Genomic DNA, 14422 nt, shown 5'->3' on the forward strand with positions numbered 1-14422 from the left:
AAATACCCGTATCTGATTTTTATAAAACTGTTGGGGTGTGGTATAGTTCTAAACCTTTGAATTCGGAATGTATGAGGGATAGTGGGCTCCATGAGCGACATTGCCAGAGAAATCACCCCGGTCAATATCGAAGAAGAGCTGAAAAGCTCGTATTTGGATTATGCGATGTCTGTTATTGTTGGGCGCGCACTACCAGATGTTCGAGACGGACTAAAGCCGGTACACCGTCGCGTACTTTATGCCATGAGTGTACTGGGAAATGATTGGAATAAACCCTACAAAAAGTCTGCCCGTGTTGTCGGGGACGTCATCGGTAAGTACCACCCACATGGGGATAGTGCAGTCTACGACACGATTGTTCGTATGGCTCAGCCATTTTCCTTGCGCTATATGTTGGTTGATGGTCAGGGTAACTTTGGGTCAGTTGATGGTGACTCAGCCGCCGCTATGCGTTACACCGAAGTGCGTATGGCGAAAGTTGCCCATGAACTGCTAGCGGATCTGGAAAAAGAGACCGTCGATTTTGTGCCAAACTATGATGGTACAGAACAGATCCCGGAAGTGATGCCAACGAAAGTACCAAACCTGCTGATCAACGGTTCTTCCGGTATCGCAGTGGGTATGGCGACTAACATTCCTCCTCATAACTTGTCCGAAGTTATTGATGGTTGTCTGGCTTATATAGAAGATGAAAATATCAGCATTGAAGGGCTGATGCAGTATATTCCTGGCCCAGATTTCCCTACTGCTGCGATTATTAATGGTCGTCGCGGTATTCAGGAGGCTTATCGTACTGGTCGCGGTAAAATTTATATCCGTGCTCGTGCGGAAATTGAAGTGGATGAGAAGAATGGTCGTGAAACTATTTTAGTGCACGAGATTCCTTATCAGGTCAATAAAGCCCGTCTGATTGAAAAAATTGCCGAATTGGTGAAAGAAAAACGCATCGAAGGGGTTAGTGCACTTCGTGACGAATCCGATAAAGACGGCATGCGGATTGTGATTGAAGTGAAACGGGATGCGGTGGGGGAAGTGGTTCTGAATAATCTCTACTCCCTGACTCAGCTTCAAGTCTCTTTTGGTATAAACATGGTGGCCCTGCATCAAGGGCAGCCGAAGTTGCTGAATCTAAAAGATATTATTTCGGCCTTCGTATGCCACCGCCGTGAAGTGGTCACTCGTCGTACCATCTTTGAATTACGTAAAGCCCGTGAACGTGCCCATATTCTTGAGGCATTGGCCGTGGCACTGGCGAATATCGATCCTATCATCGAACTTATCCGTCTTGCTCCGACACCAGCCGAGGCAAAAGCTGCATTGGTTGCTAAGCCGTGGGAATTAGGTAGTGTTGCTGCCATGTTGGAACGTGCCGGTGATGATGCCGCCCGCCCTGAATGGCTGGAACCACAATATGGTGTGCATGACGGTAAATATTATCTGACCGAACAACAGGCTCAAGCCATTCTGGATCTGCGTTTGCAGAAACTGACCGGCTTGGAGCATGAAAAACTGCTGGATGAATATCGTGAATTGCTGACATTAATCGGCGAGTTGCTATTCATTCTAGAAAATCCTGAGCGTTTGATGGAAGTGATCCGTGAAGAGTTGTTGGCAATTAAGGCGCAATACAGTGATGCCCGCCGTACTGAAATCACGGAAAATACGGCTGATATCAATATTGAAGATTTGATTAATCAGGAAGATGTTGTTGTCACCTTGTCACATCAAGGGTATGTCAAATATCAGCCATTGTCTGACTATGAAGCGCAGCGCCGTGGTGGTAAAGGTAAATCCGCGGCGCGTATTAAAGAAGAAGATTTTATTGACAAGTTGTTGGTTGCCAATACTCACGATACGATCCTCTGCTTCTCCAGCCGTGGCCGCCTGTACTGGATGAAGGTTTATCAATTACCGGAGGCTAGCCGTGGCGCGCGCGGTCGTCCGATTGTTAACCTGTTGCCGTTAGAGCAAAATGAGAGAATTACGGCGATTCTGCCGGTGCGTGAATATGAAGAAGGGCTGTATGTCTTCATGGCTACCGCCAGTGGGACCGTGAAGAAAACCGCGTTGCAAGATTTCAGCCGTCCGCGCAGTGCGGGTATTCTCGCCGTTAATCTCAATGAAGGTGATGAGCTGATCGGCGTTGACCTGACTGACGGTAGTAACGAAGTTATGTTGTTCTCCGCGGAAGGGAAGGTTGTTCGTTTTGAAGAGGAAGCGGTTCGTTCAATGGGGCGTACAGCTACCGGTGTACGTGGTATTAAACTAAATGGTAAAGATAAAGTTGTTTCTCTGATTATCCCGCGTGGAGAAGGAGAAATTCTAACGGTCACTGAAAACGGTTATGGTAAACGTACCGCTGAAAACGAGTATCCAATTAAATCCCGTGCAACACAGGGGGTTATCTCGATTAAAGTCAGCGAACGTAATGGTAATGTGATCGGGGCAATTCAGGTTGAACCAACCGATCAAATAATGATGATTACTGATGCTGGCACATTAGTACGAACAAGGGTGTCGGAAGTCAGCGTTGTTGGCCGGAATACTCAAGGCGTAACACTTATTCGTACCGCTGAAGATGAGAAAGTTGTTGGCTTACAGCGGGTTGCTGAGCCCGAAGATGATGAAGATGATGAAGATGGGTTGGCAGCAGAAGGGGAAGAAGTGAAAAGTGATAGCACCGATTTACCTGATGCTAACAGCAGCGAGTCAGTTGATCCGGTTTAAGTGAGGATAGTTTTTCACTTAATTTAAGAAACAGGTACTTCGGTGCCTGTTTTTTTAATATCGAAATATGCAACAGATGGGCCTTTTTAATCTTTAAGTTCTGGTATATCTTGTCATTAATGACGTTGAATGATGCTGGTTTTTATCAGGTAACCTTTTGAGATATCTTTCTTCTTTTCGTACATCGCTGAAAATATCCCGTTATCTTTTCCGGGTGCTTGGCTTAATGTTGTGGGCGTTAGGCGCTTTATTAACAGCTTTTTACCTGGTTAATATCTTTAATGAAGTCAAGTCGGATATTCGGCAAGAATACAATGCTAATTATGATTCCGCACTCTCTTATGTGCGTCATACAGCAAGTGTTCTGCGGGATATCCAATATATGACAGAGAAGCATTTACTGAATTCTAATGGAAAAAATGCTATTTTTGATTTTCCACATAATAGCCCGGCGTTTTCTTACCATCCTTTGAACCAAAGCGCTGACTGTCGTACTTTTCGCAACAATACTCATAGTTATTTAAATTCGTTGAATAACCTTATCTTCTATTGGAAAGATAATCTTGCTGCGCCTCAGGGGTTGAATCAGGTTTTTCTGGTGGGGACACAAAGTATGTGTATGGTGAATTTTTCCATCCGTAATACCACGACTGAACCCGATACGTTGAAAAAAATAGTTTATGAAAATTCACGTAGGCTTATCAGCCTGAAAGAACAAGGTAAAGAACGAAATGTTTATTGGGTTATACCGGGCGCAAGATCTGATAGCGGCCATCTCTACGTGTTGGCTCCGGTATATGTCAATGGTGAGATGGTTGCCATGATAGGCATTGAACAATTCATCAGATTGGACTCTTTTATTCAGAGACAAGACCGCCCAATTTCAATAACGTTGTTGAATCGCAGTAATCAACCGGTGTTGCATTATCCAGTAAATGATGACTATAAACTTCATTATGCTGATTATCAGTTGGAAGCGCCTTATTTTGGCTATGATGATAATTTTACTGATTTACTGTTAAAACGTCGGTTAATGCCATCTTCATTCAGTATCATTTATGCACTGCCACTGAAAACTATTTTTGAAGGTTTTAAGCTACAGATTATTAGCAGTTTTGTGCTTAATGTATTATCTGCCTTTGTCATCATTATCTTGGTGTATCTGTTTGAACGGAAAATGTTTGTTCCGGCTGAAGAGAATGCCATTCGCCTGGAAGAACATGAGCAATTTAATCATAAAATTGTGGCTTCAGCGCCGGTTGGGATCAGTATATTGCGGGTCAGTGATGGCAGTAGTATTCTGAGTAATGAGTTGGCACATAATTATTTGAGAATGCTAACGCACGAAGATCGGGAACGGATTATTCATATTATTTGTGACAGAACCAGCAGTTATGTTGATGTTGTAACCAGTAATAATCATCATTTGCAAATCAGTTTTGTTCATTCCCGCTACAGGAATGAAGAGGTGGCAATTTGTGTCTTGGTTGATATTAGTGTCCGTGTGCGGATGGAAAAATCATTACAGGAAATGGCGTTGGCATCAGAACAGGCTAACTATTCTAAATCTATGTTTTTGGCTACCGTCAGTCACGAGTTGAGAACGCCGCTTTACGGTATTATTGGCAACCTGGAGTTATTACAAGCACATTCATTGCCTGCTGAATCTGTCCGTTTGTTATCAACGATGAATAACTCCTCAGCGCTGTTGCTAAAAATCATCAGTGATATTCTCGACTTTTCAAAGATTGAATCTAAACAGCTTAAAATTGAGTCTAGAGAATTTTCCTGTCAGGAAGTTATCTCTCATGTTATTTCTAACTATCTACCGTTAGTAGTGAAAAAGCCGTTGACCTTGTATTGCTATATTGAACCGGATGTTCCAGATTATATCTGCAATGATCCGGTTCGATTACAACAAGTTATATCTAATCTATTAAATAATGCGATTAAATTCACTGATACCGGATGTGTGATTATCCATGTGACAGTTGATAGAGATTACTTATACGTCAGAATAAAGGACACTGGCGTCGGTATCTCTGATAAAGCGCTTATTCAGTTGTTTGATCCATTTTTTCAGATTATGCCAAATACGGAAAGTTCATCTCAGGGAACAGGGCTTGGTTTGGCGATTTGTGAAAAACTGATCAATCTGATGGATGGTGATATTGAAGTCATTTCACAACCACAGATAGGGAGTATGTTTTCTATTCGTTTACCTTTATATGGTGCGAAATATAGGCCAAAAACTCAGTTAATAAATGAGTATCAGCGAAAAATCATCTTGGCTATACGTAATCTTTATCTGGAGGAGTTTTTACAGCGTTTTCTGGTTCATCATGGTTTACACACTGTTTTATACAGTGAGCAAAACACAGAGGGTAGTGAAATTATTATCAGCGATTTTCCTGATGCGGTTATTTCCCCTGTATACGCTTATATTGAATTATCGACGGACTATATTGGCTCACCGGAACAAATCAGAGAAAACTATTGGTTACATAACACTTACCATTTACATGATTTGTCGGTAATGATTGAGCGGCTGATTTCATCGAATCATAATGTGGTATTGAATACCGCCGCACCTGTTTTTCAGGCAAACACCCGGTTTAATACTATTGTGGTTCTGGTGGTGGATGATCATCCTATCAACCGCCGTTTATTGGCCGATCAGTTGAAATCCATTGGTTTTCAAACAGCGGTGGCAAATGATGGATTAGATGCGTTGGAATATTTGAAGAACGGGGGGATTGATATTATTCTGACGGATGTCAATATGCCCAATATGGATGGTTATGCGTTAACAATGTATTTACGGAATGATGGGTGTAAGCTGCCGATTATTGGTATTACGGCAAATGCACTGGCGGAAGAAAAACAACGCTGTATTGATGCAGGAATGGATGATTGTTTGTCTAAACCGGTTTCTCTGGTGACTCTCAGACAGACACTGACGAAAATGATTTGAAACGATGATTTATAAAATAATGCCCGGTACAAACAAATAGTTACCGGGCATCAGGACGACTTTCAGGTTAAAATAACGAACGATATTTACTGAACGTGATTGTTCGTACCGATAGTGACAGAAGCAAGATAATTGAGTAATGCAATATCGTTATTTACCCCCAGTTTTACCATGGCCGATTTTTTCTGACTGCTGATAGTCTTGACACTGCGTTTAAGTTTTTTGGCAATGTCTGTTACCAAAAAGCCTTGGGCAAATAGACGTATAACTTCACTCTCTTTTTGTGATAACGGTTTATCGCCATAGGGGGTTTTCGTCACTTTTTTCAACAGTTCAGAAACGCTTTCTGGCATAAATTTTTCCCCTTGTTTCAGGGCCGTTAATACATCAGGTAAATCTGTTGGTGCTCCTTGTTTTAAGACAATGCCTTCAATATCAAGTTCGAGTACAGCACTTAAAATTGCTGGATTATTGTTCATGGTTAGAACAATGATGGATAGCCTGGGATAATGGCGTTTGATGTATTTAATCAAATTGATCCCATCGCCGTATATGTCCCCAGGCATGGACAGATCCGTGATCAGTACGTTTGCTTTAATACAGGACAGATTGTTGATCAATGTGGTCGAGTCTTCAGACTCAGCGACGACGTTGATCCATTCAAGCCGCTCAAGTGATTTGCGGATGCCAAACAGGACAATCGGATGGTCATCAGCAATAATGACGTTAAGGTTATTCATCTTATTAGTTACCCTGCTGCAATAGCCTTTTGGTGAAGGATTCAATACGGCCAATGCTATTCTTAATCTCTATTTCATTACTGTCTGTTATGTGTTGTTCCAGTGTTTCGCAAGAAAGTTTGAGGAGTTCTAGGTCTAACATAGCAAAGACGCCTTTCAGGCGATGTGCTGTTTGCGAAAGCGATATCAGATCATATTGTTCTATGTCAGTATACAGCTTATTAATATCTATCGGTACTGTCTCGACAAATAATTGTCGGTAATCGCTATCAGTTAGCTGTTTTTGATAACTATTTATAACATTGCCAAAATCGTAATCGTTGCTTTCATCGTTAAATGCTGACATTTCTAAATTTGCAGTGAATTCGTTAAAACTGAAACTTCTCTCAATTAATAACGAAATGGCATTGATAACCGCTTCACTCAGATTGTAGTTACATCGAATATAGTCAGGTTTTATCTGCTCAAAGCCGGCCAGATTATCAACCAGTAATATAGTCGATTTTGCCGAATCGTAGGGTTTATCCGTCAACATGATATCGTATTCTCGATCCATATTTTCTGGCTTTTTATCGAAGTAAACAGCGCCATAATGATGCAGATGATTTTGCACTATCTTACGGATCTCCGTATTGCTGATATCCAGCAAGGCAGTAATGTCTTCCAGGAGCGGCGGGCATTGGTCTTGGCCGATTATTAAGGGCAGACTGATAGCATAGCGCGTACCCAGGCTGGGTTTGCTGTTTATAGTAAAATGACCATTTAATTTTCTACATAATTGGTTACATAGATAAAAGGTCAGTCCTGAATTGGATTGATATTTATCACCTGTGGCTTTGCTTAAAAATGGATAATTCAAGTTTGTTAAATCTGTTGAATTAAGTCCGGTTCCTGTATCTATAATTTCGATTTGAATTTGTTCTTTGTATTCCTGAGAATAATTAACGATGAGAGATATTTTGCCATAAGATGTAAGCGTGATTGCATAATTGACTAACATCAGGACGATCTTACTGATGGCAGTATTATCGCCAATAAATAGTGATTCAGGATTAATATTGCAATGATAATAATAATTCAATCCTTTATTATTCATCTTAGGAAACACTTTTTTAATAATATCTTCTAAAATGACTGATAATGAAAACGATTCATTTTTTGCTTGCCATTCACCTGATTCTAATTCATTGAGTAATGAAATATTCTCGATCCAGTCGGATATATATTCAGATTTAGTTAATAAATTATCGACGATACGAACACTATTTTCTTCTATAAGAACTTGTTTCAGTTGGTAAGCGATATGATCTAATTCCTTTATTGGTTGTTGTAATTCAGAACGAATGTTGGTCAACATAAAACGCCGAGCTTGTACACTCTTATCGTATTCCAAATGGGCAAGTTGTAGACGCCGGCTAATTAATGCTTCCTGATCTTTATCTTGCAGTAAAAACAGATAAGTTTCTGGCAACAGGCGAATGCTGTACATGTTAATTTCATAGACTGAATCATCAATTGAGGTTTGAATGACACCATGATGTTGCTTTGCCATCATCTTAATTTTGTTTAAATCGACATTTGGCAACAGATGATCGGCGATATTATTGCACATAATTATCTGATTTACTGAGAAATCATAAATCAATAAGCCAATCGGAATATTGGAGATAATATCGTGACTTAACGCATCCTTGATTTGTAGCTGGTGGCTCATCAGGGCATTTGGCGCGATATATTTTCTACGAATGTAAATAAGCCCACCTAAGGACAGGATAATAAATACTGAATCAGCCAGTAACAACCAGATGTTTCTGTATAACAAATCGATTAGCAAATCTTTGAGTGATATCCGATACAGCAGTTTGTATTGCGTACCTTTAAGCGATTGAGAAAATTCGAGCCAGAAACCATTTTGTGAAATATTGACTTTATTAATTTCATTAGGGGGTTGCTCGTCATCCGACAATAGACTGAAGTTGGCCGCTGCCATATCCATGGGAAGAAGATGACAAATAGGCAAATCAAAAGCGATAACTGTTGCCAATTGACCCGGTGAATTGAACGTCGCCCGATAAGTATAAAAATGGATATTTTCGCCATTTAACTTACGGATTGATGAAATATTTTCCCGTTCATCTAACGCGGTGGATTGCATCAGCATTTCTGAACGTTTTGATTCGGCAGTCAGTGTTAGATAACTTTCTTTAAACCTCAATTCTGGTTTAAGAATAGAGTGAGTGGTTATCAGAAACAGACTGTTATCTTTACCATTCAGGTAGTACATGGAGTTGTATTCATTGCGGGTGCCCCACAAAATCTCCATATAGTTGGAAAGGCGCTGTGCCAACTCTACACTTGCAGTGTTGTGGTGACCAAAAATAATCGTGTCGATAGTTTGATAACTATTCTCAAGCCAGTAAACATCAGGTCGTAGCTTCATCGGTGTGACGAGTTCTGGTGGTTTAAAAGATGAGCTATTGGCTTGTTTAAAGATAGAATTAGCGTGGTAACGATAATCTTCTATCTGTAATACTATTTTGGTTGCAACACTATTTAGCGCATATTTTTTCCCCATTAGCCAGGCATTGAAGTAGTTATAGCTGTATAAAAACAGGGAAACAAAAAGCAGAATAATGAACAGACCGTAGTAACGGTTTATGGTCGATGAATTAATAGAAAATTGTTTGTTATACATTCGTTGAGTAAAAGCCTTAATAATTGCTTGGCTGTTTAGCGAGCTCGTTAAATTGGTGAATCTTATGATTCGATCTATTTAGGCTAATTTTAGCAGGATCAGGGCTGAAAAGGATATTGTAGATTGAGGATTGAGCGAATAGTAAAAAAATCACAGAATTTTTACGATAGAGACTAGACATATTATCATGTTAGGCGCATAATCTCGCGCCATGGAAGGATGGCCGAGCGGTCGAAGGCAGCGGTCTTGAAAACCGCCGATGGGAAACCATCCTAGAGTTCGAATCTCTATCCTTCCGCCAAATAGTGACCCTACGCACAGAAAGTGCGTAGGGTTTTTTAATTTGTGCAGAGGCTCATTATGCACGGGTATATTCAATGTTGCGGGTATGTTTATTATGGCTGGGGTCATAATGCTAATATTACTGATAGGGTACAGCTCATAGCAATTATAGAAGCCTTGCCACTGAGCGAGGGGAGAACAACTCAGCAAATTAAACTATGAAGATTAGAGCCTTTTACTTCGTGACCTTTTAGAGCCTTTCCTTTACCCATCTGCCTCCAAGCATCAATTTGACGATTCCATAATGTGAGAACACAATAATCGTCAAGCAAGTAAGGAGGAGCTATGAACACGATACTGACAAACCACAGCAAAAATGCTGATACTCTTAATGAGTACCAATCCCTTTTGCAACGGCGATTTGACAAATTGCTCACGTCATTGATGCCTGAGTTTAAAGAGAAAGCGCAAGCCATAAATGCTCTTGTGCTAAGTGATAGCGAACTACTTGAACTATTATATACGACTCAACTTGAACACAAAGTCCGAACTCCAGCGCGTGAACTTCGTAAGCTTAAACGCCGTGCTGAAAACTTAGCTCTGTTCTATCAGGAACTTGATAAAATGGGCGGAACTATCAAAGCTGGAGACGTTGCAGAGATACTCTGCATAAGTCGTCAGGCTGTTAACATGAGAGTGAAAAGTGGAAAGTTGCTTGCTTTTAGAAAAAACAGTGATTACGTTTTCCCTACATTCCAGTTCACTACCGGCGGAGTCTTGCCTTATTTTGAAGATGTTATGAAAGCGATGGGTGTGGACATTAACCCAGTATCTAAAATGTCTTTTTTAACAACACCATTGTCCTGCAATAGAACACCTCTTGACATTATGATGAAAAACAATGCTTCAGAAAACGAACTGGCTTTGATGCTGAGGGCTGCATCACAAGTGGGTCATCAGATCGCAAGCTAAAATAAAAAAGAGCCCCTGTTTCGAGGGGGCAACTTTATATCATTCAAGTCGGATAATTTTGAAGTTAAGCACTTCTTCCAATAATTCATCTGCTGATATGTCGGGTTCATTCCATGTACTCGGCATATATTCTGAATCCCTGTAATTAACCAAGCTTTGCATCCCTGCGTCTACAAACCGATCTTCCCGCTTCTCCCACACTGCATAACAGAAGTCTGTAGGCCAGTGGCGAGATATGTGGCAAATACCATCCATTTCGTTATTTAAGAGTTCATAGAGGCAAGCCATAGCTCTTTTTGTCACTGAATAATCTTCATCAACCATAACACTTAACGGGATATGTAACATCCCAATAAGTTTAGCAATATCGATAAAAACTAATTTCCTTAATGAACGAATGTTGCACATTCTTGCAGTACGGATCTCAGATTCATCAATAAATCGTAACCCTTCCTTATGCCATAGCCTTCCATAGCTTTCTGCCAGGGCTGTAACTGCTCGGTCGGCCATATAACATACTCGGAAAGAATTATCTGGGGAATTATACCCGTCATCTTTCAAGTTGCCTCTTTGTTGGCTGCACTCACTCACCCCGGTCACATAGTTATCTATGCTCCCGGGGATTCGTTCCCTTGCCGTCGCGATGCATCTTGAAATCCATAGGGTATATATCGCCCATCGCCAAAATTGAAGTTCAGAGCGGACGGCCATTCTTTCCTTTGCCAACGTTTTAAATTCCAGTCACCGGGAGTATAAGTCGGAATGGTGTGGGTTTTATAGATTTCCCGAATTTGTTTTTCTAGATCGGGATACAGAATCTCCTTGTGTAGCATTTTATACCTACATCGAAAGCTTTTGCCTATCGGGTGAAAAAGCGCAGAGCGCTTGCTCATTAGCGCTGTAAATGTCATTAATGACAAAACAATTATATAACTTTTAACTGCATTTCCGATGATAAATATGTGCTGTGGTTTCTGGGGGCGAGTTGTGTTTGTAGTTTATTGTGTGTCCACGATTTATTGGTAAGAATGGTTTTCCAGGACGGATTCTTATTCAATAAAACCGTGGAAATAGTAAGAAATTAAACTTTTTTAATCGCCTTTGAACAGCATAGTTACAGCGGTTACGAACATAATGACAGCCGCACCTTTAAATAAAATCCGTTGTGCCCGTTGGCTTGATAACAGATGTCGAATACTGAGAGCACCGAGAATAAATACCGCGCCTACGCTGAATAAGACAAAAACCGTCAGTGGTACTAACATGAGCCCCCAGTTTTGCAACGAGATAGATTCCATGTTAATTACCAAAGGTAATAGAGCGAGATAGAAGGCAATGGTTTTAGGATTGCTTAACGTTAGAGTGAGACCAGATAACCAGGCCGCAGCCAACTCCTTTTTCTTAATGGGTTGGTCTTCATCAATGGGTTGATGATTGGCAAACCAAAACTGCCACGCCAAATAACCCAAATATAAGGCGGCACCCCACCTCACTACAACGAATAAAGTGTCAAAGCTGCTCGCGATAATGGACAAGCCAAAAACAGCAAAGGACAAATAAGTGAGATCACCAATAATCAGGCCAAACAACACACTAAATCCCGCTAACGCGCCATTACTCACACTTCTGGCAACCAATGCTGCCATTCCAGGGCCTGGTATCGCCGCAGCAACAGTCAGTGCCGCTGTATAGGTTACTATTTGTGACACTTCTAGCATATCTTTCCTCTCAAAATAACACTTTGAAGTAACAGAACATAAAAATGTCACTTGCGTATGCAAGTGACAAATAGGGCTCTTTATTATAGACAATAACGACATTTTTCTAATACTGAACGTCTTAAGTTTGGCATATTTTCATCCAAAATAATTAAGACATTTTTATTAGTTGTCGAATGACTTCCCGAGAAAATACCATATCTTGAACGGCCAAACCAACGGATTGAAAGATAGTCACCCCCTGATCGCACAAATTGGAATGAGATTGAGAAACGGTACCAATTTCTATCCCAATGTTTGACCCACTAAGAATACCTTTCTCCCTTGCCTTAATAACAGATTGAGAGGCGGCAAGTACCGATTCATTGGAATCAGTAAATAGGGTTGTATTGCTATACATATCTTCGCTGAGTTCCTGGAATCCCAGTGCCGAAGCGCCAATGGCATTGACATGACATTTAACCGGTAGCTCTTTTCTATTGAGTATAGGGTCACGCGATGCCGTGGTTGTGCAAATGATGTCACTATTGAGTACAGCCTCAGCAGGTGAGGCTTTGATCGAAATAGGAAGATTGAGCGTTTTATCACACCATGTAGCAAATTCTTGGCATCTTTCTGCATTACGACCCCATAAAGTGACTTCTTTAATCGGGCGTACATATAACATGGCTTGCAAATGTGCTTTTGCTTGTAAACCCGTGCCAAGTATCGCTAACCGGCTAGCATCCTTTGCGGCAAGAAGATGAGTTGCATAAGCAGAAGCGGCGGCGGTGCGGATTTCTGTGATAGCGCCGGCATCCACCGCGGCAATCCCTGAAACACCTGGCTCGTCGTAAACCAGCACACTACCGATGTGTGAAGGTTTATCGCTATTGCTTTGAAACCTCACTACCACCGACTTTAACCCAAACCCTTTGTATGGCCCCTCCTTAATATAAATCGGCATGGTGCCCATTAAGCCGTCTTCACCTTTAACGATATTGCGCAAAGGTTGCTCTACTTTTCTTTCCGATTGCAATTTAAATGCTATTTCACTTAGCTTAAGACTAAGTTCCATCGTCAAATAACGCGCAACGGTTTCTTTATCGACATAAAGCATATTGATGCCTTTCAATATCAGTTAAAGGTCGTCCAGCTTGAATTTATCATCAATCTCGGTTCCGGCAATGCTATTGAGAATTGTCGACATATTCTTTTGAGAAACCCCTAACACAACATCCAGCATATTCTCTTTGCTGAAACCACGGCTTAGGAATAGATCAATAGCACTTCTTTTCAATTGTCCTCGGCAGTAAATAACCTCGATGGTAAATTCACGTAGTGCCAATAATCGTGGAGAGAGATCGTCGGTTTTTTCAATCAATGCTTTAACTATTTTTTTATCCACACCATTATGAATTGCAATATAGCCATGTGCCTGAACCGTGTAATTACAACCATTTTCTATTCCGGTTGTAATCCACACCACCGCTTTTTCCTCTTCATTCAGTGAACTATCAATAAATAGGTCGTGTGCTCGTTGGTAAGCGGCTAATAGTGAAGGAGATTCTGACATATAACCACTTTGGTTAGGTATCCAGCCGAAATCATTAATAGAACTTTGAAGTAATTTTTTACTTTTTTCAGGTGTGGTAGTAATGGTGTGTAGAGTAAGTAAAGACATAATAACCTCTGTATATTAGATCTATATATTTGCCTATTTTAAAGCAACATTAGCTTTTATACGGCTGTAAATACTGACCAAAGCATTTGAATTGGTCGAATATGAGAAATAAATTTTAAATTGTGTAATTTTGCTGCCACTTCTGTCGTGAGTGCGGCATCTACCTCTGAGTTAGCGACTGCTTTTGCGGCTGAACTGGTTGAGTCTTTAAAAATGATATCTGCAATTTTTAGATTATCAGGCAACAACTCTGGGATTAAAGCCTTTGGTGCCGGATGGGTTGCAATGACGATATTATCTGTAGTTAATTCATCACGAATAGCGATACCATAATTAGGCGTGTAATTTAAAAATGCGGATGACAAGTTAAACCTGTTATCCATATAAAATTCACTGATATTGTAATAAGCATTGGCTACCACCAATGCCTGACAGTTATTTAAAATAATTTGATTACTTGCTTCTTCGTAAGTATTACATAAAACAACTTGGTAACTTTTGGCGACATTATTTTTAATGGCAAATTCACCAAAACGAATAGCGGATTGCTCGCTACTTGTGCCTGACGGGCCTAAGGTAGCAATATTTAGAACATCAAATGTATCTTTGTAGAAACTAAAAAAAACACATTCCATGATGTCTCTCCTGGAA

General features: G+C 40.6%; 10 protein-coding genes and 1 tRNA gene. 4 read left to right on the forward strand and 7 right to left on the reverse strand.

All coding sequences use genetic code 11. From position 1 onward, the window contains the following. Positions 1-90 precede the first annotated feature (90 nt). Both gyrA and rcsC read left to right on the forward strand, forming a co-directional pair. Positions 91-2727 carry a DNA topoisomerase (ATP-hydrolyzing) subunit A gene (gene gyrA, locus CKY02_RS02235; protein ID WP_112894067.1) on the forward strand — a complete coding sequence of 879 codons (2637 nt, stop codon included), beginning with the start codon at positions 91-93 and terminating at the stop codon, positions 2725-2727. A gap of 157 nt (positions 2728-2884) precedes the next feature. Continuing rightward, entirely contained in the window at positions 2885-5701 is a 2817-nt protein-coding gene (gene rcsC / locus CKY02_RS02240; protein WP_112894068.1) for a two-component system sensor histidine kinase RcsC, read from the forward strand. 86 nt (positions 5702-5787) lie between these two features. Here the strand turns inward: rcsC and rcsB are convergent, their stop codons facing one another. Together rcsB and rcsD are read right to left on the reverse strand one after the other, a co-directional pair. Then, positions 5788-6441 carry a response regulator transcription factor RcsB gene (rcsB, locus tag CKY02_RS02245; RefSeq protein WP_112877544.1) on the reverse strand — a complete coding sequence of 218 codons (654 nt, stop codon included), beginning with the start codon at positions 6439-6441 and terminating at the stop codon, positions 5788-5790. A gap of 4 nt (positions 6442-6445) precedes the next feature. Next, the gene (gene rcsD, locus CKY02_RS02250; RefSeq protein WP_112894069.1) at positions 6446-9136 is read right to left on the reverse strand and encodes a phosphotransferase RcsD; all 2691 of its coding nucleotides are present in this window, start codon (positions 9134-9136) and stop codon (positions 6446-6448) included. A 213-nt stretch (positions 9137-9349) separates the two neighbouring features. Here rcsD and CKY02_RS02255 point away from each other — a divergent pair. Beyond that, positions 9350-9437, forward strand: a tRNA-Ser gene (locus tag CKY02_RS02255). A gap of 326 nt (positions 9438-9763) precedes the next feature. Further along, complete coding sequence (locus CKY02_RS02260; RefSeq protein WP_112894070.1) at positions 9764-10390, forward strand: DNA-binding protein; 627 nt, start codon at positions 9764-9766, stop codon at positions 10388-10390. A 39-nt stretch (positions 10391-10429) separates the two neighbouring features. On the opposite strand, the gene CKY02_RS02265 is transcribed toward CKY02_RS02260, so the two are convergent. The 5 genes from CKY02_RS02265 to CKY02_RS02285 form a co-directional block, all read right to left on the reverse strand. Further along, entirely contained in the window at positions 10430-11101 is a 672-nt protein-coding gene (locus CKY02_RS02265) for an RES family NAD+ phosphorylase (RefSeq protein ID WP_112894071.1), read from the reverse strand. A 380-nt stretch (positions 11102-11481) separates the two neighbouring features. Next, a complete protein-coding gene (locus tag CKY02_RS02270; RefSeq protein WP_112894072.1) occupies positions 11482-12108 on the reverse strand; it encodes a LysE family translocator in 627 nt (208 codons plus the stop codon). 151 nt (positions 12109-12259) lie between these two features. Further along, entirely contained in the window at positions 12260-13207 is a 948-nt protein-coding gene (locus tag CKY02_RS02275) for an ornithine cyclodeaminase family protein (protein WP_167405254.1), read from the reverse strand. Between the two features lie 21 nt (positions 13208-13228). Further along, a complete protein-coding gene (locus CKY02_RS02280; RefSeq protein WP_112894074.1) occupies positions 13229-13771 on the reverse strand; it encodes a carboxymuconolactone decarboxylase family protein in 543 nt (180 codons plus the stop codon). 56 nt (positions 13772-13827) lie between these two features. Continuing rightward, entirely contained in the window at positions 13828-14406 is a 579-nt protein-coding gene (locus CKY02_RS02285; RefSeq protein WP_112894075.1) for a prephenate decarboxylase, read from the reverse strand. Positions 14407-14422: the final 16 nt, after the last annotated feature.

It is taken from the genome of Photorhabdus bodei, from assembly GCF_003287735.1.
GTDB classification, from domain to species: Bacteria; Pseudomonadota; Gammaproteobacteria; order Enterobacterales; family Enterobacteriaceae; genus Photorhabdus; species Photorhabdus kayaii.